We start from the raw sequence: 23,304 nt of genomic DNA, 5'->3' as shown, positions 1-23,304 counted from the left end.
TTTTTTATTGCGTATATCCGCCTATTCGTGCATAATTAGAATCAATACATGCACAAAGAGGCAAAAATGAATCCGACTGTTGTGGTGTTCGATATCGGTGGCGTCCTGATCGATTGGAATCCCGCCTATCTCTATCGCAAGCTGCTCCCTGACGAGGCGGCGGTGTCCGCTTTCCTCAGCGAGGTCTGCACATCGGCCTGGAACGAGCAGTTCGATGCGGGCCGGCCTTTTGCCGAGGGCATCGCCGCGCTTGGCGAGCGTCATCCCGAGCGGGTCGCCTTGATCGAGGCCTACTGGCTGCGCTGGCACGAAATGCTGGGAGGAGAGGTCGCCGGGACGGCCGAGATTCTCCGGCGCCTGAAGACGGCTGGTGTTCCAGTACACGCAATTTCGAACTGGTCGGCCGAGACTTTCCCGCGGGCGAAGGACATCTATCCCTTCCTGGGCCTGTTCGACGTTCTCGTCGTTTCCGGCACGGAGAAGCTGGTGAAGCCGGATGCCGCGATCTTCAACCGCTTCCTGGAGCGGGCGGGTGTGCGCGCCGAGGAGTGCATCTTCATCGATGACAACGCGGCGAACATTGCCGCAGCGGCAGCCCTTGGTTTCCACACCGAACACTTCCGCACGGCCGAGGCCCTCGAGGCTCGGCTAACGGCGCTTGGACTTCTTGCCCATGTGGAGGAGGCGACGGCATGAGCGCGGACAAGGCGGAACTGGCGGCGCTTTCCCCGGAGGAGCGGCAGGCTGTCATTCTCGACAAGGTCAATGCAAGCGGGCGGGTCCTCGCGGCCGGGCTCGCGCAGGAATTCGGCGTTTCGGAAGATTCGATCCGCCGCGACCTGCGCGACCTTTCGGATGCAGGCCTCGTGCAGCGGTTTCACGGCGGTGCGGCGCGGCTTGTCACGCCTGCGCTCGATTTCCATCGTCGCGAAATGCTGCATGCCGGAGAGAAGCAGCGGATCGGGCTTGCCGCCGCCGCGGCGATCCCGGACGGCGCGACGCTGCTGGTGGATTCCAGCACGACCGTCGTCCAGTTTGTGCGCAGTCTTTCACCGGCGCTCTCCATTCGCATCATCACGACCGCCGTCGATGTAGCCGCCGCCGCGCTCGACCATCCGCTCGCCGAAGTGATCATGATCGGCGGCCGCCTGGGCAGGCTGACCCGCAGCGCGACCGGTGCCGGAGCGATCGATGCCGTGCGGGCGGTTCGGGCCGACTACTGCATCCTCGGTACGTGCGGCGTCGATCACGACCTGATGCTGCGCAGCGACGACTTCGAGGATGCACACCTCAAATCCACGATGGTCAGGGCCGCGAACAAGACTCTTCTTCTGGCGACCGCCGACAAGCTCGGCCAGGCCGCAACCCATGAAGTCGCCCGGATTTCCGCCGTTTCGGCACTTTTCACAGACAGCAAGGACACCGCCATCCTCACCGCCATCGGCGAGGCCGGTGTCGATGTCACGATTGTCTGACACCTCTTAACATCCTGCATCACGGAGATGACGATGGCTTTTTCACCTGACGAGGACGCCCGGGCGATCCTGCTGCCAGCATTCGATACGCTCGATGTGCTGGATGTCATGGTGCCCTTCCTGGAAAAGGGTGGCTGTTCCATTCTGATCGGCGAGACGCGGGCGGAATATGTCGCACGCGCCATGTCCGCAGAAAGGCTCGCCGCCGAAACGCCGGCCGTCTTCCAGGCCCGCATCGCAGAACTGAAATCCGTCACGCCCCATTTGATCGTTGCGGTGGATCAGGAACTCGGCGGCATCCAGCGGCTCATGGGACTGGTTCCGCCGCTCCCCTCGCTGGACGAGGCCCACGCGCTTGACGATGCATCGCTTGCCGAGCGGTGCCGGATCACGGCTTCGGCTGCCCGTGAACTCGGGGTGTCGATGTTCCTGGCACCGATCGCCGATGTCATCGACGGACAGAACCCATGGCTGCGGGGCCGCACGATGGCCAGCTATCCGGAGGCCGTGGCAAGGCTGGTTTCCGCTTTCGTCACGGGCGTCCAGAGCGCCGGCATTACCGCCGTGACCAAGCATTTTCCGGGCTTCAACGATCTGGCGGGCGACCCGGCACTCGTCGATGTTTCCCTGCTCACGCCGCGGGAGCGCATTCTGCACAATGCCCTGCCGTTCAGGGCGGCGATCGAAGCTGGAACCAAGGCGATCATGACCGGCCCGGCGCCCGTTGCCGCGTTCGACGGGCAAAATGCCGCGAGTACGTCGCCGGCAGTCATGGCGATGCTGCGCGACGATTTCGGTTTCGGGGGCCTGATCGTCAGCGACGACCTTGATGCACCGGCCACCATGCGCGGCCGCTCGCTGCTTGAAACCGCCATCTCTTCGGTCAATGCGGGAGCCGATCTGCTTTTGGTTGGGGGAGGGCCGCACCTTGATGCCTTATGCGATGGCATTGCCGCGGCGGCGCGATCCGGACGGATATCTCTGGGTCGTCTTTCGGAAGCAGCCGCCGGCGTGCGGCGGAATGCGGCCGCCTCGTAAGAGGAAAACATCGCGGTCGATGCCGAACAGGGTATCGTCGCCGCCGCCGTCGATGGCGAAATGGGTGCGCTGCAGGAGATCAACCGCGCCGGCAGCAACTTTGGTGCGACGCTCCGACCAGATCGGCCGTGCCGGCGTCTTGCCGGCGGCTCCGACGGAGCAACGCGTCGCCCAAGGTGCTCGTCATCCTGGGCGAGGCTGATGTTTGGGAGAGTGGCGGGAGAATGTCAGCGACGAGCTTAAGGCGCGCTGCAAGTTTCGGTCTTAACGGTCGAAACCCCAAACGTCTGGGTTTTGAGCGAAATACGCGATCAGCATTTCGATAAGCACCCGGACTTTCCGCGCAGGGTGCTTACCCGGCGGTCGGACGACATAGGCCCCTGCCGACGGTGGGGGGTAGCCTGTCATCACCGGAACGAGCGCGCCGGAGACCACATAGTCGTGTGTGATGCAATCGGGGAGCCAGGCGATGCCGAGCCCCGCGGCCGCGGCGGAGGCAAGCGCAGTCGCATTGTCGGCCTTGAACCTGCCCTGCGGCTGAACCGTGACAACCTTTTCGCCATCCATGAACTGCCAGGCCTCCGTTCCCTGCATGAGGGCCTGATGGTCGGCGAGCTGTTCCACCGTATCCGGTGAACCGTGCGTTTTGATGTAAGTCGGGCTTGCGACGAGCTTTCCATAGATCGGCCCGACGCGCTTCGCGATCAAGTTGGAGTCCTGAAGGTAACCGACCCGGATCGCGCAATCGAAACCTTCGGCGACCAGATCGACAAATCGATCGCTGTAGGCGGCATGGATGTGGAGCTGCGGGTGGCGCTGCGCCATTTCTGCAAGCACGGGGGCGAAATGGGTCGGGCCGAACGAGAGCGGCATCGCCACCCTCAGGCGGCCGCGCAGCTCGCCGGTCGGCAGGATCGCTTCTCTCGCCGTATCGATCTCGGCGCTGGCCCTGGCCGCGTGGTCCCTGAAGGTCATTCCCGCCTCTGTGAGCGCCGCCCCGCGGGTCGTGCGTGCCAGAAGCTGCACACCAAGCTCTGCCTCAATCCGAAAGAGCCGTCGACTGACGATCGACTTGGAGACGCCGAGCCGGCGCGCGGCGGCCGATACACCCCCTGCATCGGCCACGGCAACGAATGTCTGCAGGTCTTCGATGTCCATTCCGCGTTCCTCATTTCGCTCCACAGATTGCCTGACTATGGCACTACCGCATCACGAAAAGGAACAGCAAATTGCGTTCCGGCGACGTCACTCATTGGCGAATGTCCCCCGTGAACCCATTGCCGCCATGGCGGCAGAGAAAGGAAATCTTGATGACCCTTCGTAACGGCCTCGATTCGCTTCTTCGCCCGGAAGACTCGGTCCTCGTTCTGATCGACCATCAACCCTACCAACTCGCGAACCTCAACAGCCACGACCCGCAAGCTGTGGTTAACAGCACGACAGCGCTGGCAAAGCTCGCAAAAGCCTTCAATGTTCCGGCCGTTCTCACCAGCGTGATCGCGGCGCGCGGCGGACTTCTCTTTAAGCAGATCACCGACGTATTTCCGGGTCAGGACGTCATCGATCGCACATGGGTGAACACCTGGCAGGACGAGAATGTGGTGAATGTCGTCAAGGCGACCGGCCGCAAGCAATTGATCATCGCCGGCCTGTGGACCGAGATTTGCGTCGCAATGCCTGTGATCCAGGCCGCCGGCGAAGGCTGGGACGTGACCGTGATTACCGATGCGTCGGGCGGGATTTCGAAGGAGTCTCACGAGGTTGCCATCCAGCGGATGATCACGGCCGGCGCGAATGTGATGACGGTGATGGCGCTCGCCGGCGAATGGCAACGGGATTGGGCGCGCACAGAGCATGTCGAGGCGCTGACCGAGATTCTCATCCAGCACTTTGGCGGCAGCGGCATCGCCTACTTGTGGGAACAACAGCTGCTCAACACGCCGGTGCCCAGCGCCGCCGGCTGATCTTTGCTGCGGATGACCAGGATTTCGAGCAACCGACCGCTCGTCGACCTGCGTCATCCGCTTTACCTTGCTCGTATTGATGTCTAACGCGCCGGACGTCAGGCTGTCTTCACGGAATAATCCATCTGCCGCAGGTCTTCGATCAGGCTCGGGCCTGTCGGCACCCAATCCAATTTCTCCCGCGTCTGGGCACTGGATGCGACGATATCCGCCCCGGCGAACATCGCGAACCAACCAAAATGCGGTGCCGCCTCGTCCGGCGAAAGAGAGACAACCGGAAGATCGAGGCCGGCAGCGACCACCTCGGCTATGTCCCGCGCCGCCACGCCTTCTTCGGCGACAGCATGGTAACGGGCACCTGCCTCGGCGCGATCGAGGGCAAGCACATAGAGCTTGGCCACATCGCGTACGTGGCCGGCCGCCCAACGGTTGGCGCCTTGCCCGACATAGGCGACCACGCCCTTCTCCCGCGCCATGTCGATATAGGGAGAGATCAAGCCCTGCTTGAAGGTATCGTGCACCTGCGGGAGCCGCATGACGGAGAGGTTCACGCCTGCTTCGAGCAAGACCTGCCCCGCCAGTTCCGACGCGATGCGCGGATTGAAATGATGTGCATCGAAAACCTCTTCCCTGGCAGGCCGACCGTCGCCTGGGTCCCCCATGCCAACGCCCGACGTGATGAGCAGCGGCCGATCCGACCCCTTCAGTACAGACCCGAGTGCGGCAATGACACCGCGATCCTTTTCGCAATTTGCCACGAAATTCGTGAAATCATGATCGAAGGCAGTATGGATGATGGCGTCGGCGTTCCGTGCTCCGTCCGCGAGGCCGGTTGGATCCTCCAGCGTTCCGAGATGAGCGCTTGCGCCTGCCGCTGCCAAAGCGTCCGCACCGGCCTTGGAGCGGGTGAGGCCGATGACTTCATGGCCGGCGGCCAGCAATTCGGGAAGAATCCGGGATCCGATGAAGCCTGTGGCACCCGTTAGGAAAACACGCATGGGAAAGTCTCCGATATTGACGTAGCGCCTGATCCCATGAAAAATTGTCCTGTTAAAGTAGTGACTTTATCATGGTATAATCACCAACAGGATCATCAGCGTGAGCGATTCCGAAAATATCCTGGGCACGTTCTTGCGCGACCGGCGAATGCGGCTTGATCCCGCGATATTCGGCTTCCAGGTTGGACGCCGCCGCACGCCGGGCTTGCGTCGCGAAGAGGTCGCCCAGCGCTCGAACATAAGCCCGACCTGGTATACTTGGCTGGAGCAGGGGCGTGGCGGAGCCCCCTCAGCCCATGTGCTTGATCGGATCGCCAGCGGGCTCATGCTGACCGAGCCCGAACGTGACCATCTTCACATTCTCGCTTTCGGCCATCCGCCGGAGGCGCGATACCGCCAGCCCGAAGGCATTACCCCGCGGCTCCAACGCGTCCTCGATGCCATGCCTTTCAGCCCTGCCATCATCAGGACAGCCACATGGGATGTGGTGGCGTGGAATACGGCAGCAACCGTGATCCTCACGGACTATGCCAAGCTCCCCAAGGATAAGCGCAACATCCTTCGCATGATGTTCTCTGACGAACGGGTTCGCGCGGCGCAGGACGATTGGCAGAGTGTCGCGCGCTATGTCGTTGCCGCTTTCCGAGCCGATGCCACGCGGGCAGGTGCCGGCGCGGAAATTCAGCAATTGGTGGATGAGCTTTCAGCCAGCAGCCCGGAGTTCAAGACGCTCTGGGAGGACAATGAAATCGCGGGTTTCCGAGACGGCGTCAAGCGCCTCCACCATCCCGTCCTGGGGCCGATAGAGCTTGAATTCTCGAATTTTGCGGTCGAGGGCAGATCGGACCTCAACATGATGGTTTACAGTCCAGCGAACCCTGAGGTGATGGAGCAGTTTCGCTCGCTGATTTCGGGGGCGCAGCGCTGAGGCAGCGCGCCTGATACAACCGCTCCCATGATAAATGGGGCCTTATCGGCAGGCATGACTGATCTTGCCCAAAAATCAGGCTTGAATCTGATTTGCTCCTTGCGAGGAATCGCAAATCGTTAAGTCGTCACCACGGCCCAGGAAGAGATTTAAACCCATCTTCGTAGATATCCCAAAGCCGTGCCGACACCTTTGCCGAAATGATATTCAGGATCACCGCTCACCAAAATCGTAGGCGCCGACGCCTACGAGGTCTCCGACTATATCCCGTTGAGAGCGAGCTTGCCTCCGGCTTTCGGGCCTGGAGCGACGTGAAAGCGTGATGCTCTTCGGGTAAACTAGGATAGCACCGCCCCAGGCAGTTCCAGGCTGCGGAAATGCTCTTTTGCATGTTCATAGAAGACGGCAGGGGCGAAGTGCAGGTCTGCACCGGTTCGGACCATCAGCCCGAAGCGATTGGTCGAAAGCCCAGGATCGGTGAGAGGGAGAAAAATCAATGCTCCGCTGCCGATCTCGTTGTGTGCACCAATTGGTGTCATGATGGAAATATGATGCCCGGCTTGTGCCAACTCCACGAGCATGCGGATCGATCCGACCTCCAGTAATGGCGGCCGTGCCGTTGCTGCCGCTTCGAGATTGGGCTGGATTGCCCGGCGGATGGAGAGATCGCGCGTTCCGATGGCAACAGGGTGGGCAAAGCAGTCTGCGAGGGTAAGGCTTTGCTGAGAGGCAAGCGGGTGATCCGGTCGCATGAGCGCGCCGACACGCACGTCGCGGCGCACCGCCATTTCGATCTCACGAGGCGGTGCCGTCACAAAGCCGAAACCGACGTCGATTGTTTCGTCGATGAGGCGGGAGACGACGTCGGACGAGGACGTGACTTCGACATTTAGATGCAATGTCGGGTGACGCTGCGAAAACGCCGTCAGAAGGGCCGGCAGGAAGGACAGACCGACGCTTTCGACCGTGGCGATACGGACGGAACCGGTCTTGAGCCCGCGCAGCATGTCGAGCTCCGATACTGCCGCTTCAAGCGGCGAGGCGACACGACGGACGTGCCTATAGAGAATTTCGCCGGCGGCGGTCATCTTGATGCGGCGGCCTTCGCGCTGAAATAATGCCATGCCCAATGCGTCCTCAAGCTGGGTGATTTGCCTGGATACGGCAGACGAGGCGACGTTGAGGCGGCGCGCGCATTCCCGGATGGACAACAGTTCCGCGGCGGTCTGGAAATAGATCATGGCCGGCTGGTGAAATATACGGGCGAGCAGCATAGGGGACAGTGCGCGCTCACGTGGCGGAGATGGCCGAATGGGGGCAGCTTCTGGCGTGCGCATGAGACGTTCCGTTCATTGATGCCTTTTAGGCAACAATTCGCTCTTAAATTGGAAATAGCAAGATCAATCCGGATGAAGGACATTCACGTTGCCAATGTTCACCGGAGGTCTTCGCCTTGGATATCAACACGATCAACGCCGTCAGCAGGCCGCAGAGCCGCGCCGAACTTTGGCCATTTCAGGAGGGTGATGCATGGCTTGGCGGTGGGACATGGTTGTTTTCTGAGCCGCAACCCAAACTTCAGAGGCTCGTGGATCTGTCTTTGCTCGACTGGCAGCCTCTTATAACAACCGATGCCGGTCTATCGATCAGCGCGACCTGCAAGGTAGCGACGCTGGATGCTTTCGAGCCACCTGTCGCATGGCCTGCAGCGCGACTGATCGGCAAATGCTGCCGCTCATTCCTCGCCTCGTTCAAGATCTGGAACATGGCTACTGTCGGCGGCAACCTGTGCATGTCCCTGCCGGCCGGCCCCATGATCTCGTTGACCGCAGCGCTCGAAGGGGTTTGCACGATATGGTCATCGGATGGTTCAGCACGAAAAGTCCCGGTCGTCGATTTCGTAAAAGGGCCACTGAGCAATGATCTGCGGCCTGGCGAAATTCTGCGCGGTATCAACCTGCCGTGGGAGGCGCTTTCACGCAGGACGGCATTTCGCCGGGCGAGCCTTACCCCGCTAGGTCGCTCGGGCGTGCTTCTCATCGGTACGCTCTCGGCCAAGGGCGGCTTCGTGCTCACGGTCACCGCTTCGACGCGCCGACCGGTGCAGTTCGCATTCCCGCACTGCCCAAGCGCCCGCGAACTGGAGCGCCGCCTCGAAAACGATATTCCGGACGCGCTCTATTATGACGACATTCATGGCCTGCCCGACTGGCGCCAACATATGACGCACCTTTTCGCGGAGGAAATCCGTAAAGAGCTTGGAGAATGGACATGACCTATCTCGTTGACGGCAAGACGCATGAGGCGATCCCGCGGCCGGGCCAGTGTTTGCGCACGTTCCTGCGGGATCTTGGCTGCTTCGGCGTGAAGAAGGGCTGCGACGCGGGCGATTGTGGCGCCTGTACGGTTCACATCGACGGACGGCCCGTGCACAGCTGCCTCGTGCCGGCCTTTCGGGCAGAGAACCAGGAAGTCACGACGATCGAAGGGCTCGGCTCTCCGGACGACCTTCACCCGGTTCAGCAGTCTTTCCTCGATGCGCAGGGTTTCCAGTGCGGGTTCTGCACGGCAGGTGCGATCATGACCGCGGCGGCGCTCGACCAGGCCCAGCGGCGCAATCTTCCCGCGGCGCTGAAGGGCAATCTTTGCCGTTGCACCGGCTATCGCGCAATCGCGGATGCCATTGAGGGCGTCAAGCATGTCGAGCGTGTCGGTGCGGGTCAGGCGTGCGGGCGAAACCTCGCCGCGCCCGCTGGACCCGGCGTGGTAACAGGTCGCGTGCGCTATACGATGGATGTCGCACCGGTTGGCGATCTTGCTGGCCTCACGCATATGAAAATCCTGCGCTCGCCGCATCCATCCGCTCGTATTCTTTCCATCGATACAAGCAATGCACTTGCCCTGCCGGGCGTTGTGACTGTGCTGACCCACGCAGATGCGCCGGATCACTATTTTTCGACCGCACGTCACGAAATGTACACCGACGATCCAGACGACACGCTGGTGCTGGATCCAGTCATTCGCCATATCGGACAGCGTGTCGCGGCGGTCGTCGCTGACAGCGAGGGTATTGCGGAAGCAGCCTGCAAGCTGATCGCTGTCGAATATGAGTTGCTGCCTGCGGTCTTCGATCCCGAAGAAGCCCTACGGCCGGGTGCGCATGTCGTTCATGACAAGCCGCTTTCCTCACGCATCGCCCATCCACAGCGTAATATCGTCGCCGAGCTGCATGGGCATCTGGGCGATGTCGACAAAGGTTTTGCGAAGGCGGATGCCATCCACGAGGGCACCTATTACATCCAACGGGTGCAACATGCTCATCTGGAAACGCATGGAGCTATCGGTTGGCTCGATGGTGACGGGCGGCTCAATATGCGAACGAGCACGCAGGTGCCGTTCCTGACACGCGATGCCCTTTGCACGCTCTTCGATCTTCCGCAGGAGAAGGTTCGCGTCTTTGCGGAGCGCGTCGGCGGGGGCTTTGGCGGCAAGCAGGAAATGATCACCGAGGATATCGTGGCACTTGCGGTCTTCAAGACCGGTCGACCGGTAAAACTCGAGTACACACGAACGGAGCAGTTCTCCGCCTCCACCAGCCGTCACCCTATGAAGATCACGGTGAAGGTCGGTGCGACGAAAGACGGTCTGCTGACCGCCATCTCCATGCGCATGCTTTCCAATACAGGCGCTTATGGCAATCACGGGCCGGGTGTGATGTATCACGGCTCTGGCGAATGCATAGCGCTCTACCGCTGCCCGAACAAGAAAGTCGATTCCGTCGCGGTCTATACCAACGAAATGCCGAGCGGCGCCTTTCGCGGATACGGGCTGAGCCAGAGCAATTTTGCGGTTGAATCCGCGATGGATGAGATCGCGCGCCAGATCGGCATGGACCCGATCGAGTTCCGCAGGCGAAATGTGGTTGTGCCCGGTGACCCGATGACATCGGCTGACGATGGGCCTCATGATGTGGAGTACGGTAGTTACGGCCTGGACCAGTGCCTCGACATGGTAGAAGCCGCACTTGCCCGCAGCCCAGCCCCTAATCTTTCGGACGATTGGCTTGTCGGGCGCGGTGTCGCTGCCGGCATGATCGACACGATCCCGCCGCGCGGGCACCGGGCCGAAAGCCGGGTCACGCTCCTGCCTGATGGTACCTACGAATTGAAGACCGGCACGGCGGAATTCGGCAATGGTACCACGACCGTACATTGCCAGATTGTCGCCTCCTTGCTTGGAACGACGCTGGCCCACGTCCGCATCAAGCAGTCGGATACGGATCATATTTCGCACGATACCGGCGCTTTCGGCAGCACCGGAACGGTGGTCGCGGGATCGGCAACCCGGGAGGCCGCGGAAGATCTTGCCGGCATTATCCTGGATTTTGCAGCGTCCTTGGCCAATGTCGGGCGATCGGAATGCAAGCTTGGCGAAGGTGCCGTTATAGCCGGCAGCCGTCGCATCGCTCTCCCTGTCTTGGCTGTCGCTGCTGCGGAGGCAGGCGTAAAATTGTCGGGGCAGGGGCGCAGCGGTGGTACGCCGCGGTCGGTCGCCTTCAATGTCCAGGGTTTCGAGGTGGCAATCCACCGTCGTTATGGCGAAATCCGCATCTTGCGCTCGATCCACGCGGCGGACGCCGGAACGGTGATGAATCCGATGCAGTGCCGCGGGCAAGTGGAAGGAGGTGTCGCGCAGGCGATCGGCGCGGCCCTCTATGAAGACCTGAACATCGATGGAGAGGGAAAGGTCACCAATCCGACGTTCCGCGGCTATCACATTCCGGCTTTCGCCGACATCCCCCGTGCCGAGGTCTATTTCGCCGACACGTACGATCGCATAGGTCCGCTTGGCGCCAAATCCATGAGCGAGAGCCCTTACAATCCGGTCGCCGCTGCTCTCGGCAACGCTATTCGAGACGCCATCGGCGTGCGGCTCTACGCAACGCCCTTCAAGGCGGATCGGCTTTACAAGCTCGCCGCAGAGGCGCGGCCTTCGCAAGCGAGCGCCGCGGCGGTCGTCTATGAACCTGCCTGAAAAAAGGAATGCGTGATGAAAATGCCGGCCGGATCACGGGATCAATTCGACGACTATGTCATCGATTTCGCCGTTGACCGAAAACGCCGCGGCGAGCGGATCGCAATCGTCACGCTTGTCCAGATCGAAGGATCGTCGCCACGCCCTCTTGGCGCGCAGATGGCCGTCTCGGAAAGCGGGCGTTGGACGGGCTATCTTTCGGGAGGCTGTATCGAGCGCGCCGTGGTGAGCGAAGCCATCGCCGCCATTCAGGACGGCGAAAACAGACGCGTGCGTTATGGTCGCGGATCGAAGTACTTCGACATCCAACTCCCCTGCGGCAGTGCGATCGAACTCGTCTTTGACGTCAACATTGCTGATGACGATCTCGTCGCGATCGACGCGCGCCTGCACCGCCGTCTGCCGGCCATCATGCATGTACCATCACTTGCGGGCGACGAGAGCGAAACGCTGACCCGGATCTACGCTCCGCGCACGCGCATCATCATCGCCGGCATCGGTCCCTCCGCGGTCCAGCTCTCAAGGCTCGGTCTTGTTACCGGTTTCGAAGTGGTGCTTTATTCGCCCGATGCGGAAACACGCGAGGAGATCCTGAAAACGCCCGGCGTCGAGGTCGTGCCGATTCCAAGCGCGGCAAGCCTGCCCATCGTTCACGCCGACCGCCACACGGCGGTCGCGGTGATGTTTCACGATCATGAATGGGAAACGAACCTGCTGCCGCTGATCCTGGAGACCGATGCTTTCTATGTCGGCGCCATGGGCAGTCGAAAGACCCACCAGCGCCGGCTCGACATCCTTGCGCGCTTCGGTGTGGAAAAAGAGAAGCTCGGTCGCATCCGCGGGCCGGCGGGCTTGTTCGAAAGCGGCAAGAGTGCATCCTCCATCGCGCTCTCCATCCTGGCGGAGATCATGCAGGCGAATGTCAGCGCAAGCGCAGGCGTCGGTCTCTTGTCCGATGGGAGAGAGATATCTCCACTGCCGATCTGGGAACCCATCAGCCAACCGCTGGCGGTGGGTTGCTGCTCCGGCAATGCCGCGGCCGTTCGTTGAGAAGCTTTGCGCCGGCCTGAGCCGCCAATACGTGCAGGACCGGCGAGGAAGCTCGCACGCCTGATGGAGTTCGCTTGCATGGATCCATCATCACACGATTTCGAGATGCGCTTATCCCAGTTGAGACTCGACTGGCATCTTTGCATCATTATATTCCAAAAAATATATCGGATTCGGAAGAGCGGATGTCTTGGTCCCTATGCTAGCTTTGCCACGGCGCGCTCTCGAGTAATCGAGCGAACTGGGCGTGGAAAGATCAATGAGCGATCGCGAAGTAAGGAGCCTTGACGATGCGCTGGCCTTTATCGCCAGCTACATAGAAGCGGCAATACCACCCATGCGGGTTTCCGTTTCTGCGGCCTATGATCATCTTCTGGCGGAAGATATAGTCGCCTCTGTCTCGCTGCCGCGTTTCGACAATGCGGCGATGGACGGCTTTGCCATCCGAACAGATGATGTGCGGCCGGATGGAACCGCCTGCCTTAAAATCACTCAGACAATTACGGCGGGGCAGGAAGCCTTGAGCGCGCTCTGCGCTGGTGAGGCGGCGCGAATAACGACGGGTGCTCCGGTGCCACCCGGCGCCGACCGTGTCGTCGTGCAGGAAGCCGCCCGGCTTGATGGCGATCAGGTTCATCTCAGAGCTCCCGCCGGTGGCAAGCTGCATATCCGCAAAAAGGGGGAAGACGTTGCCCAGGGCACGGTCGTGATGGTGGCCGGCACCCGCATCGGGCCTGGCCAAATCGCGCTTCTCTCATCGCTTGGGCTTAGATCCGTTTTGGTTGCGGCACGACCGAAGGTGGCACTTCTGTCAACAGGTGACGAACTTGTTGACAATCCCGGTCTCCTCGAGCCGGGTAAAATATTCGATACGAACCGGCCCATGCTCCTTCGGATGCTCCAAGCCGCCGGAGCCGCCGTCACGGATCTCGGCATTGCCCGCGACGACCCAGAACTCATTCTTGAACGGCTTGTCGCCGCGGCAGCCGACCACGATCTCCTGATTTCCACTGGCGGCGCGTCTGCTGGTTTTGCCGATCACCTGACACGGATCATCGTCCGGCGTGGTTACCTTGAGTTCTGGAAGCTCGACATGCGGCCGGGAAAGCCCGTCGGCTTTGGCGATATCGACGATTGCCCCATTCTGCTCCTCCCCGGAAATCCTTTGGCGGCGGCAGCGAGCTTCGCCCTTCTGGGGCGTGCCATCATCGCCCGCCTTGGTGGGAAGGGATCAAATGAGCGGCACGCCTGGCATTTGCCAGTCACCAGTAAGATCGCCAAACCGCCGGGGCGGACGCAGGTTCTTCTAGGGCGATTGCGTCAAGGTTTGCTTGGCCGTGCCACGGCGGTCGAACCCTTGCCGGACCAAGGCTCTGCGAGGCTCCGTTACCTTGCCGTCGCTGACGTCATGATCGTTCTCCACTCTGAACAAACCGAGATACTAGAGGGAGATGTCGTCGAGGTTTTACCATTCTGACAAGGGTGCCAGCCTGATGTCCTCGCCGGAAGAGGGACTGCTGTTGTCACGGGGCCGTGAAATTAGGATATATGCGCGGGAACATATGTAGGACGAAGCGCTTGCCGCGTTCTATGTTGCGGCAAGCGATTTTTAGCCCGGTTTAATCGACGGCGACCATCACGTCCGACGCCTTGACGACGGCGTAGGCTTCTCCGCCAACGGCGAGGCCGAGTTCATCGACGGATTCATTGGTGATGGATGCGGTGACGACCGCGCCGCCGGCAACCTCGATGCGTACATGAGCCGTGGTCGCGCCTTTGGTTACTTCGATGATCTTGCCCTTGAGGCGGTTGCGTGCGCTGATCTTCATGGGAGTCTCCTGTTTTGGCGAGTACGCGATAGCATGCCATGTTGCAAAGCTACTACGGTCCAGACAGAGAGAACAGCTCCAGACTATCAGGCGTTTTCGCGAAAATTTGCCCGCGTATCATCGGTGAAAAGCGAAATATTCCATAAAATATAGCGTCGCTGCCTTTCGGGGATACCTGCTATCCCTCGGCTCCTATCGGAGGACCTCTTCATGCTCGCACGCCTCCGCGCAAACCGATCCCCGAAATTCCTGACGAGGACTGGGATTTGGAAAACGCCATCAGCGTGAGGAGGCACCTATCACATGATGGTGGCGGCGGTGCGCGACTTGCGCCAGCTCGTGAACCCGCCCGGCCCGACCAGCCACATCGTCAACATCACGTCGGTCGATGCATGCGCCATCGAACAGGATGGGCCTGAGCTGGAACAGGTGCGCCTGCTTTGCGCCGAGCATTCAATGGAGGTCGTTGTCGGCTTTCTGGAGCGGGTCGGGCCGAAGCTCGATAATGTAGCGGCAATCATCGGGCCCAGGGGCGTGACCGGCATCCACCGCAAGCGTCATCTGCCGTTCCTTGGCGCAGATCGCTTCGTGGTTTCGGTCTTCGAGACGGCGGTGGGCAAGGTCGGCGTGGCGATATGCTACGAGATTCGCTTTCCGGAGGTCTCGCGGACGCTGGCTTTGGCGGGCGCTGATTTCATCGCATTGCCGACGAACTGGCCTGTCCAGTCCGTCCTTCTCGCCGACTGTCGCCAAGCCCACGCGGATTGCCAAGCGCGACTACCTCGTCGTGTACGCGCGGCGGCGCGGTTGCCGCAAAGATCGTTGCCGAACTCCTCTCGCCCGTGCTGATCGGCGCCGATGCCGACGACATCTGGGGCCATTGGGACCGCATGTATCAGGAGACACTCCTGACCGGCCGGCAGGGGATCGCGCTGCGCGCGATTTCCGCCGTCGACATGGCGCTATGGGATCTTGCGGCGAAACGCAGGAGTTTACCGCTGGCCGTCATGCTGGGCGGCGCAGTGAGGCTGGTACCGGCCTATGCGTCTGGCGGATATTATCGGCCGTATGACGGGGAATGGGCCAAGGCTGTCCATCGCGAAATACGGTTCAACGTCGAGCATGGTTTTTCGGACCACAAGATCAAAGTGGGTGGGCTCTCGATCAAAGAAGACGCCGACCGTGTGAGGGCAACGATCGATGCTATGGATGGTCGAGGCAGGCTCGCGCTCGATGCGAACAATGCCTACCGCGACTTCAGTGAGGCGTTGCACGCGGCACGCGTTTTCGAAAAGGCGGCGGGAGACGACGGCCTCTGGTGGTTCGAGGAGCCTCTTTCACCCGACGACTATGCCGGGCATGCTGAACTTGCCCATAGGCTGGAAACCCCGGTAGCGACACGCGAGATACACCAGACACGCCACGAGTTCCGCATGTAGATCGAACAGCGTTCTGCAGACATACTGCAGCCAGATGTTAGCGTGCTCGGCGGTGTCAGCGAATGGATCCGCGTAACGCGCGCTGCGGAGAGGTCGAACATTTCCTGCCTGAGAAGGACATTTACAATTTCGAGCTTCTTGTGACGCCGGAAACACGCCAGGTCTATAAAGACGGGCAACTGATCCTCATCGATCGGGCGGGATGGGGGTTCCAATTTGATAGGGCGGTGCTGGATGAATTCACTGTTGAGCACTTCACGTCCAGCTGACATATCAGCAAACTCATCTCCCAGGTGCAGGATGCAGGCTCCCAGTGTTGCGTGACTAAGTGCCGTTGGCAAACACTTGTGAAATTCGAAGGGCGTGCCGACGGTTCAAGTTGGATCAACACCTTGGTGTATTCGGGTCACCACTTCGAGCCGGTGCAACGGTCAGCTATAAGGGCGGGATTATCGAGGCATGACAGTTCGGCTAGAACATCGCGCTATACGAATTCTTCGCACATACCGGCGAGATCGATCCAGCATGCCTCCGCCAATCCACGCAGGACTGAAATCTCGAAATCCTCCACGTCATGGCGCGTGAGGTGGGCCGCGATATGGCCGATCAGGGTCGCGACGAATCTCCCGGGCGGAAAGGCACGCTGATTAAAGTCGACGGCGGTCCCCTTCGCCAGGACCTTCACGGCCATCGGTCCCTCCAGCCGCATGCGCACGCGGCCATGGCTCTGATCTATACCGCTTGCCTGCGGTTCGAGTGCGGCAAGCAGTTGCTTCCTATCGGCATGGCGCGTCGGCTTATCGCCGATGAGCAGCCACTGGCCGGGTGAAAGGGGACGTGCCGCCAATCCAGATTCATTGGCGAGCCGTTCGACATTTGCCGTCTGGTCCGGTGCGCCGGGGCCGACAATCATCTGCAGCACCGTCCCCTCGGGAAGCGGTGAGAGACGGATGCCGTGCGAGACGAGAGGCGTGCGATCGGCGAGGGCGGGCAGGGCGCGAAGATCAGGCATGGAGCTTCTCGTTGCTGGGATCGAAGAACACGGGCGGGCAGAGCCGGGCGGAGGTGAATTCGCCATTGAGGCCATTCCAGACGACGACCTCCTCGCCGTGCCGCTCGTCCCCGCGTTTGACCAGCGCCAGGCCTATCGTCGAGCCGACATGCGGGGAATGGGCGCTGGACGTCACATAGCCCTGGTCGTTCTCCAACGTCGCCGCCGCGTTCTTGGCGAGGATATGTGCGCCGGTGCGAAAGGTGTCGGCAGGGTCGAGCGGCACGACGCCGACGAGGCGCGGCCGGTCGGGTGCGGCAAGGCCTTCGCGTTGCAGCATGGCTTTGCCGATGAAGTCCGGCTTGGCCAGCGAGACCATTTTACCAAAACCGAGATCGGCGGGTGCCACCGTCCCGTTAATCTCGTTGTGGGTGACATGGCCTTTTTCAATGCGCAGCACGCTCAGTGCCTCGACGCCGTAGGGCATGAGGCCTTCCGTCCGACCTGTCGCCATCAGCGCCTCCGCGACGCTGTCGCCATAGGCTGCGGGTATGGCGAGCTCATAGGCGAGCTCGCCGGAGAAGGAGATGCGGAACAGCCGGCCGTGCAAGGCGCCCCCGAAAAGCGAAACCTCGTGCGCCGCCAGATACGGGAAGGCTGCGTCCCCGATATCCTCGTCGATGATCGCCTGCAGGATTTTCCGGGATTTCGGCCCGGCAATCGCCATCTGCGCCCATTGGTCGGTGATGGAGGCAAGGCGCACATCGAGGTCCGGCCAGAGCGCCTGGGCGCAGAATTCGAGATGGTTCATGGCGCCCGCGGCATAGGCGGTGGTCGTCGTCATGAGGAAGCGGTTTTCCTCCAGCCGGCTCGTCGTGCCGTCGTCGTAGATCATGCCGTCCTCGCGCAGCATCAGGCCGTATCGCGCCTTTCCGATCGGCAGCTTCAGGAAGGTGTTGCAATAGACGCGGTTGAGGAATTCGGCTGCATCGGGACCGCAGATTTCGATCTTGCCGAGCATCGACACGTCGCAGAGGCCGGCATTCCTGCGCACGTTGACGACTTCGCGGGCGACGCTTTCGCGCCAGTCTTTCTCGCCGGTGCGGGGGAACCAGGCGGAACGATACCAAAGGCCGGTTTCAACGAAGACCGCGCCATGCTTGGCCGCCCAGCCATGAAGCGGAGAGCGGCGGACGGGCTGGAAATGCTCCCCGTGATGAGCGCCAGCGAGCGCACCGAAGGACACTGGGGTATAAAACGGGCGGAAGGTAGTCGTGCCCACCGCGCCCGGCGAAAAGCCGCGCGCCTCGGCGAGAAGTCCGATGGCGTTGACGTTGGAGAGCTTGCCCTGGTCGGTCGCCATGCCGCCGGTGGTATAGCGCTTTGCTAGCTCGACATGGCCGTAGCCTTCCTTGACCGCGAGGTCGAGATCCTTGCGATGTACGTCGTTCTGATAATCGACGAAGGCCTTTCCCTTGCCGCCGGGGATTGACCAGAGAGTTTTGGCGGGGGCCGACACAGGCACATCGCCTTCGACCGTGCCGAAGGCGACCGGCGTTGCGGTAAAACCGAACGTGGCCACCAGGTTGGCCCCCCGCCGCGCGCCGTCGTTCAGGCAGGCCGCAAGTCCGTCGATGCCGCGGGCCGCACCGGCGGGCGTGAGGCCGCCGAGGTTGGCCGGCGGCAGGAAGCCGGCCTTCTCATCCGACCAGACCGGCCTGCCGCCGCGGTGGCAGGCGAGATGGATGACCGGGCTGAAGCCGCCGGACATGGCGAGCGCATCGACCTTCAGCCGTTCCGTACGGCTGCCGCTGTGGATATCGATGGCGGTGAGGCTCCTGCCGCCATGGGCGTCCGTGACGACGGCACCGCGCAGCACACGTGCCTTGCCGGCATAGGTCGCGCCGCCCGCCGCCCGCGGGTCGACGATGGCCGAAACGCGGACGCCGCGCGCCTCCAGGTCGGCGGCCAGCTGGTAGCCGCTATCATTGGCGGTGAAGATCGCCGTCGTCCTGCCGGGGGCAACGGCGTAGCGGTTGAGATAGGTTCGCATGGCGCCGGCCATCATCACGCCGGGAATGTCGTTTCCGCCGAAGACAAGCGGTCGCTCCTCCGCGCCGGTTGCCAGGATTGCGCCCTTGGCGACGATGCGCCAGAGACGCTCGACCGGCCGGGACGGCGACGGTGTCGCGATATGCTTCTGCACGCGTTCGACTGCACCGAAGACATTGCCGTCATACCAGCCGAAGACGGTGGTGCGCGTCAGAAAGGTGACATTGGGCAGCGATCTTAGCTCCGTCGCGCAGGCCTCGGCGAAGGCGGATGCTGGCGTTCCGCCGATGATTGCGGTCTCCGAAAGCAATGAGCCGCCAGCCATGGCGTGTTCATCGGCGACAATGACTCTGGCGCCGGCGCGGCCGGCTGTCAGCGCCGCGGCGAGGCCCGCCGGCCCGCTGCCGACGACCAGCAGATCGCAATGCGCCCAGCACTTGTCGTAGCTGTCCGGGTCGGCCTCATGCGTCGCCCGGCCTAGGCCGGCAGCTTTTCGGATGAAGGGCTCGTAGACTTTCTCCCAGAACGGCGCGGGCCACATGAAGGTCTTGTAGTAGAAGCCTGCGCCGAGGAACGGCGAGGCGAGGCTGTTGAGCGCGCCGATATCGAAGGCGAGCGACGGCCAGCGGTTCTGGCTGCGGGCTTCGAGGCCGGCATAAAGCTCCTGCATGGTCGCGCGGGTGTTGGGCTCCGTGCGGCCGCTGCCGCCGATGGTCATCAGAGCATTCGGCTCCGCCGCGCCTGATGTCAGAATGCCGCGCGGGCGATGATACTTGAAGCTGCGGCCGACGAGACGGCGGCCATTGGCGAGAAGTGCTGAGGCGAGGCTGTCGCCTTGGACGCCCTGCATGGCCTTGCCGTCGAAGGTGAAGGAAAGGGGTTGGCCGCGGTCGATCAAGCCGCCCTGCGGCAAACGATAGGAGGTCATGCGGCTTGTCCTTTCGCGGCGGCGGCATCCTGGGAGGTGTTGACCTGATGGGTTACGGTATCGCGGCAGACGACCAGCCAGCGGCGGCAGCCGGCAGTGTGGTGCCAGTATTCCTCATAGGCGCCACGCGGGTTCTCCCGGAGATAGACGTAGTGGAACCAACTGTCCGGGTCGGCGTCGGGTGCGGGGCGCGCCAGCGCCGCGCCCTTGATGGTGAATTCCTCTTTCGGTCGTGATCCGCAATGCGGGCAGGGCACAAGGCTTGCCATGTCGAAGGTCCTCGATCGGTTCGTCAATGGAGGTTGGGCTGGGCGCCCTGGCCCTTTTCGTCGAGAAGATGGCCGCGGCGGAAACGGTCGAGGCGGAAGGCCGCAGCCTTCTCGTGCGGCGTGCCGCGCGCCAGAAGATGGGCGAAGCAGAAGCCGGAGGCGGGCGTCGCCTTGAAGCCGCCGTAGCACCAGCCGGCATTGAGATAGAGATTGTCGATGTGGGCGCGGTCGATGATCGGCGAGCCGTCCATCGACATGTCCATGATGCCGCCCCACGCCCGCAGGACCCGCACCCGCGAGAGCGCCGGGATCATCGCCTTGCCGGCCTCCGCGACATGCTCGACGGTCGCGAGGTTGCCGCGCTGGGCGTAGGAATTGTAGCCGTCGATGTCGCCGCCGAAGACGAGCCCGCCCTTGTCGGATTGCGACACATAGAAATGTCCCGCGCCAAAGGTGACGACGCCGTCGATGAAGGGTTTCAGCCCCTCGGACACGAAGGCCTGCAGGACGTGGCTTTCCAGCGGCAGCTTGAGATCGGCCATGCGGGCGACCTCGGAGGAATTTCCGGCCGCCGCCAGCGCCAGCTTGCCGCAGCCGATGAAGCCGCGGCTGGTCTCGACGCCGGTAACGCGGCCGTTCTCACGCCGGATGCCGGTCACTTCGCAGCCCTGGATGATGTCGATGCCGCGGCTGTCGGCGCCGCGCGCATAACCCCAGGCCACCGCATCGTGGCGCACGGTGCCGCCGCGCCGCTGCAGCAGCCCGCCCTTGATGGGAAAGCGCGCATTGTCGAAATCGAGGAAGGGCACCATGCGGCGCACCGCCTCCCGGTCCAGTAACTCGGCATCGACGCCGTGCAGGCGCATGGCATTGCCGCGCCGCGTGAAGGCGTCGCGTTGGGCGTCGGAATGATAGAGGTTAAGCACGCCGCGCTGCGAGACCATGGCGTTGAAGTTGAAATCCTGCTCCAGCCCTTCCCAGAGCTTCATCGACAGCTCGTAGAACGGGTTGTTGGCGGGCAGCAGATAGTTGGAGCGGATGATCGTCGTGTTGCGGCCGACATTGCCGGAGCCGATGTAATTCTTTTCCAGCACCGCCACATTGGCGATGCCGAATTCCTTGGCGAGATAATAGGCGGTCGCCAGCCCATGTCCGCCGCCACCGACGATGACCACGTCGTAATGCGGCTTCGGTTCAGGCTGACGCCAGGCAGGCGTCCAGTCGCGGTTGCCGCGAAGGCCGTTCCAGAGGAGGGAGAAGGCTGAGTAGCGCATGGCATCGCTCGTCGAAAAGAGGCTGTTTGCTTTTCGTAGCAGCGGCGGGCTTGCCTATATTGCATGATAAGGACAAATTCGGATAGATTTGGGCCATGCTCCTGCCAGACACCCGCAACCTCCAGCGCATCGGCTTTGTGCTCGTGCCGAATTTCGCCCTGATGTCCTATGCCTCGGCGAGCGAACCGCTGCGCGCGGCAAACCTCATTGCCGGCACTCCGCTTTACGACATCGTACCGCTTTCGGCGGACGGCCTGCCGGTGCGCAGTTCCGCCGGACTGGAGATCGCCTGCGGCCGGCTCGCGGATCTCGGCGGCGCCTGCCACACGCTGCATGTCTGCGCCGGCGGCAACCCGGCCGACTGGCGGGACAGCGCCGCGCTGCATGCGCCCCTGCGAAAGTTCGCCCGCGACGGGGTGCGCATTGGCGGCATTTCGAGCGGCGCGTATATCCTGGCCGCCGCCGGTCTGCTGGAAACCTGCGACTTCACGATCCATTGGGAGCATGCGCCGCTGCTGCGCGAGACCTTTCCGCATCTCGCGCCGCGCCAGGCGCGCTTCGTTGTCGATGGCGGGCGCGTGACCTGCGGCGGCGGCGTAGCGCCGCTCGACATGATGCATGCCGTCATCGCCGAGCGCATGGGCGCGGATTTCGCCCGTCGTGTCAGCGACTGGTATCTCCATACCGCCGTCGCCGAATCGGCCGATCCCCAGCGCGGCTCGGCGGCCGAGCGTTACGGCACCCATCATCCGGCGCTGCTGACGGTGCTGGAGATGATGGAGGCGTCGATCGAAAATCCGCTCGGCCGTCCTGAAATGGCAAGACTTGCCGGCATCAGCCCGCGGCATCTCGACCGGCTTTTTCTAACCCATCGCGGGGAAAGTTTTCTCAATACTTACCGCGCGATCCGTCTGGCGCATGGTCGCCGGCTCCTGGAGCAGAGCCCGCTGTCCATCGCCGAGATCGCCTATGCAACTGGCTTTTCCAGCGCCGGCCATTTTTCCCGCGCCTTTAAGGCCGCCTATGGACAGACACCGGCGGGTGCGCGACGCTAACCGCCGAGCTGCTCGGAAACCAGGACCGGGATTTCCTTCAGGGCGAAGGCGCGGAAAGCGGCAGCGACCGGAGAAGGCGGCACATCGCGCCGTTCGACAAGCCCTACCTGACGGCTCGCCGTCGTATCGCCGAGGTCCAGCGCCGCCACGCCCTCATAGGCCCCATACATGGTTAGCGAAGGCAGAATGGTGAGGCCGAGACCCGCCTTCACCATCGCGACGAGCGAGGTGACGTTGTAGACGGTGATCAGCGAACGTGCCGAAATCTGCTTATAGTCTTCCGCCTCGATCCTGTCGGAAGCGCCGTTGCGGATCAGCGTTGCAGCCTTGAGGTCGCTCCACTCCACGGGCCGATCCAGACGGCAAAGATCGTGGTCGTCTTTGCACAGCAACTTGAACCGGTCGGAGAAGAGTGGCGTGAATTCCACCCCGCCGCCTGTGCGGCTTTCGCCGGCGATGCCGATATCGGCGACGCCGCTCTCCACCATGCGCCGCACCTGCGCGGTGTCTATGTCGAAAAGCTCCACTTGCACCTGCGGCCGGGTTTCGAGAAACCGTTGCAGGATCGGCGGCAGCACGTTCGTCGCCACCGATGGCACGGAGGCGATTGACAGGCTGCCGATGCGGCTGTGCGCGAAGGCGCGCATGATGCTGACCGACTTGTCGAAGCTGCGGATCTGCTCGCGGCCGAGATCGAGCATCAGGTTGCCGAGCGCCGTCAGGCTGTTCTTGCGGTCGGTCTGGAACAGCGGCCCGCCGATCTCTTCTTCCAGCTGTTTCAGTGTCATCGACACGGCCGAGGCCGTGCGGCCGACGGCATCGGCCGCGTCCTTGATGTTCCCGCTCTCCGCCACCGTCACGAAGACCCGCAATGCTTCCAGCTTGATCATAGCACCAACTTCAATTCTTCTGAAATTGATAACAGAAATATCCGCTTGATTGAAGTGCTGTGCTGGCGGATTTTCGTCTCAACAGAATGG

General features: G+C 62.2%; 22 protein-coding genes. 13 read left to right on the top strand and 9 right to left on the bottom strand.

What is annotated here, in order from left to right; genetic code table 11:
- Positions 1 to 66: 66 nt before the first annotated feature.
- From AC1Q6Z_RS22500 to AC1Q6Z_RS22490, 3 genes are read left to right on the top strand one after another with little or no spacing between them, the layout of a single operon-like run.
- A complete protein-coding gene (locus tag AC1Q6Z_RS22500) occupies positions 67 to 696 on the top strand; it encodes an HAD family hydrolase (RefSeq protein ID WP_492649346.1) in 630 nt (209 codons plus the stop codon).
- Positions 693 to 1,475, top strand: coding sequence for a DeoR/GlpR family DNA-binding transcription regulator (locus AC1Q6Z_RS22495; protein ID WP_492649345.1), 783 nt, complete (start codon positions 693 to 695; stop codon positions 1,473 to 1,475). Before AC1Q6Z_RS22500 ends, AC1Q6Z_RS22495 begins: the two co-directional genes overlap by 4 nt.
- A gap of 33 nt (positions 1,476 to 1,508) precedes the next feature.
- Positions 1,509 to 2,513, top strand: coding sequence for a glycoside hydrolase family 3 N-terminal domain-containing protein (locus AC1Q6Z_RS22490; RefSeq protein ID WP_492649344.1), 1,005 nt, complete (start codon positions 1,509 to 1,511; stop codon positions 2,511 to 2,513).
- Between the two features lie 264 nt (positions 2,514 to 2,777).
- On the opposite strand, the gene AC1Q6Z_RS22485 is transcribed toward AC1Q6Z_RS22490, so the two are convergent.
- On the bottom strand, positions 2,778 to 3,671 hold the full coding sequence (locus AC1Q6Z_RS22485; RefSeq protein ID WP_492649343.1) for a LysR family transcriptional regulator: 894 nt from the start codon (positions 3,669 to 3,671) through the stop codon (positions 2,778 to 2,780).
- A 152-nt stretch (positions 3,672 to 3,823) separates the two neighbouring features.
- Between AC1Q6Z_RS22485 and AC1Q6Z_RS22480 the strand changes: the two genes are divergently transcribed.
- A complete protein-coding gene (locus AC1Q6Z_RS22480; protein ID WP_492649342.1) occupies positions 3,824 to 4,477 on the top strand; it encodes a hydrolase in 654 nt (217 codons plus the stop codon).
- A gap of 98 nt (positions 4,478 to 4,575) precedes the next feature.
- Here the strand turns inward: AC1Q6Z_RS22480 and AC1Q6Z_RS22475 are convergent, their stop codons facing one another.
- Complete coding sequence (locus AC1Q6Z_RS22475) at positions 4,576 to 5,475, bottom strand: SDR family oxidoreductase (RefSeq protein ID WP_492649341.1); 900 nt, start codon at positions 5,473 to 5,475, stop codon at positions 4,576 to 4,578.
- 100 nt (positions 5,476 to 5,575) lie between these two features.
- Between AC1Q6Z_RS22475 and AC1Q6Z_RS22470 the strand changes: the two genes are divergently transcribed.
- On the top strand, positions 5,576 to 6,403 hold the full coding sequence (locus tag AC1Q6Z_RS22470; RefSeq protein ID WP_492649340.1) for a helix-turn-helix transcriptional regulator: 828 nt from the start codon (positions 5,576 to 5,578) through the stop codon (positions 6,401 to 6,403).
- Between the two features lie 338 nt (positions 6,404 to 6,741).
- On the opposite strand, the gene AC1Q6Z_RS22465 is transcribed toward AC1Q6Z_RS22470, so the two are convergent.
- Positions 6,742 to 7,644 (bottom strand): LysR family transcriptional regulator, encoded by a 903-nt coding sequence (locus tag AC1Q6Z_RS22465; protein ID WP_439618271.1) that lies wholly within the window; start codon positions 7,642 to 7,644, stop codon positions 6,742 to 6,744.
- Positions 7,645 to 7,856: 212 nt separating this feature from the next.
- Here AC1Q6Z_RS22465 and AC1Q6Z_RS22460 point away from each other — a divergent pair, with 212 nt between their 5' ends.
- From AC1Q6Z_RS22460 to AC1Q6Z_RS22445, 4 genes are all read left to right on the top strand, one after another.
- Positions 7,857 to 8,678, top strand: coding sequence for an FAD binding domain-containing protein (locus tag AC1Q6Z_RS22460; protein ID WP_492649339.1), 822 nt, complete (start codon positions 7,857 to 7,859; stop codon positions 8,676 to 8,678).
- The gene (locus tag AC1Q6Z_RS22455) at positions 8,675 to 11,437 is read left to right on the top strand and encodes a molybdopterin-dependent oxidoreductase (RefSeq protein WP_492649338.1); all 2,763 of its coding nucleotides are present in this window, start codon (positions 8,675 to 8,677) and stop codon (positions 11,435 to 11,437) included. Before AC1Q6Z_RS22460 ends, AC1Q6Z_RS22455 begins: the two co-directional genes overlap by 4 nt.
- Positions 11,438 to 11,452: 15 nt before the next feature.
- Positions 11,453 to 12,487: an XdhC family protein gene (locus tag AC1Q6Z_RS22450; protein ID WP_492649337.1), complete on the top strand. Its 1,035-nt coding sequence runs from the start codon at positions 11,453 to 11,455 to the stop codon at positions 12,485 to 12,487.
- 259 nt (positions 12,488 to 12,746) lie between these two features.
- On the top strand, positions 12,747 to 13,964 hold the full coding sequence (locus tag AC1Q6Z_RS22445; protein WP_492649336.1) for a molybdopterin molybdotransferase MoeA: 1,218 nt from the start codon (positions 12,747 to 12,749) through the stop codon (positions 13,962 to 13,964).
- 142 nt (positions 13,965 to 14,106) lie between these two features.
- Here AC1Q6Z_RS22445 and AC1Q6Z_RS22440 read toward each other — a convergent pair whose 3' ends face one another.
- Positions 14,107 to 14,316, bottom strand: coding sequence for a TOBE domain-containing protein (locus AC1Q6Z_RS22440; RefSeq protein WP_023511854.1), 210 nt, complete (start codon positions 14,314 to 14,316; stop codon positions 14,107 to 14,109).
- A gap of 303 nt (positions 14,317 to 14,619) precedes the next feature.
- Between AC1Q6Z_RS22440 and AC1Q6Z_RS22435 the strand changes: the two genes are divergently transcribed.
- The 3 genes from AC1Q6Z_RS22435 to AC1Q6Z_RS22425 all read left to right on the top strand — a co-directional run bounded on the left by AC1Q6Z_RS22435 (position 14,620) and on the right by AC1Q6Z_RS22425 (position 16,024).
- Positions 14,620 to 15,165, top strand: coding sequence for a carbon-nitrogen hydrolase family protein (locus AC1Q6Z_RS22435; protein WP_492649335.1), 546 nt, complete (start codon positions 14,620 to 14,622; stop codon positions 15,163 to 15,165).
- Positions 15,159 to 15,755, top strand: coding sequence for an enolase C-terminal domain-like protein (locus tag AC1Q6Z_RS22430; RefSeq protein WP_492649334.1), 597 nt, complete (start codon positions 15,159 to 15,161; stop codon positions 15,753 to 15,755). The genes AC1Q6Z_RS22435 and AC1Q6Z_RS22430 overlap by 7 nt, the downstream gene beginning before the upstream one ends.
- Positions 15,756 to 15,817: 62 nt before the next feature.
- Positions 15,818 to 16,024, top strand: a complete 207-nt coding sequence (locus AC1Q6Z_RS22425; protein WP_492649333.1) for a hypothetical protein — start codon at positions 15,818 to 15,820, stop codon at positions 16,022 to 16,024.
- A gap of 215 nt (positions 16,025 to 16,239) precedes the next feature.
- On the opposite strand, the gene AC1Q6Z_RS22420 is transcribed toward AC1Q6Z_RS22425, so the two are convergent.
- The 4 genes from AC1Q6Z_RS22420 to AC1Q6Z_RS22405 are packed head-to-tail and all read right to left on the bottom strand — an operon-like array spanning position 16,240 to position 21,269.
- Positions 16,240 to 16,767 carry a sarcosine oxidase subunit gamma family protein gene (locus tag AC1Q6Z_RS22420; RefSeq protein ID WP_492649332.1) on the bottom strand — a complete coding sequence of 176 codons (528 nt, stop codon included), beginning with the start codon at positions 16,765 to 16,767 and terminating at the stop codon, positions 16,240 to 16,242.
- Positions 16,760 to 19,726, bottom strand: a complete 2,967-nt coding sequence (locus tag AC1Q6Z_RS22415) for a sarcosine oxidase subunit alpha family protein (protein WP_492649331.1) — start codon at positions 19,724 to 19,726, stop codon at positions 16,760 to 16,762. Before AC1Q6Z_RS22415 ends, AC1Q6Z_RS22420 begins: the two co-directional genes overlap by 8 nt.
- Entirely contained in the window at positions 19,723 to 19,995 is a 273-nt protein-coding gene (locus AC1Q6Z_RS22410; RefSeq protein WP_492649330.1) for a sarcosine oxidase subunit delta, read from the bottom strand. The genes AC1Q6Z_RS22415 and AC1Q6Z_RS22410 overlap by 4 nt, the downstream gene beginning before the upstream one ends.
- A 23-nt stretch (positions 19,996 to 20,018) precedes the next feature.
- Positions 20,019 to 21,269 carry a sarcosine oxidase subunit beta family protein gene (locus AC1Q6Z_RS22405; RefSeq protein ID WP_492649329.1) on the bottom strand — a complete coding sequence of 417 codons (1,251 nt, stop codon included), beginning with the start codon at positions 21,267 to 21,269 and terminating at the stop codon, positions 20,019 to 20,021.
- Between the two features lie 95 nt (positions 21,270 to 21,364).
- On the opposite strand from AC1Q6Z_RS22405, the gene AC1Q6Z_RS22400 reads away from it, so the two are divergent.
- Positions 21,365 to 22,324, top strand: coding sequence for a GlxA family transcriptional regulator (locus AC1Q6Z_RS22400; RefSeq protein WP_492649328.1), 960 nt, complete (start codon positions 21,365 to 21,367; stop codon positions 22,322 to 22,324).
- On the opposite strand, the gene AC1Q6Z_RS22395 is transcribed toward AC1Q6Z_RS22400, so the two are convergent.
- Positions 22,321 to 23,214, bottom strand: coding sequence for a LysR family transcriptional regulator (locus AC1Q6Z_RS22395; protein ID WP_439619097.1), 894 nt, complete (start codon positions 23,212 to 23,214; stop codon positions 22,321 to 22,323). The genes AC1Q6Z_RS22400 and AC1Q6Z_RS22395 overlap by 4 nt on opposite strands.
- Positions 23,215 to 23,304 lie beyond the last annotated feature (90 nt).

The organism is Shinella sp. GW835-FHT14H05 (assembly GCF_058793575.1).
Note: the sequence above shows the minus strand (reverse complement) of the source record. Positions and strands in the feature narration are given on the sequence as shown.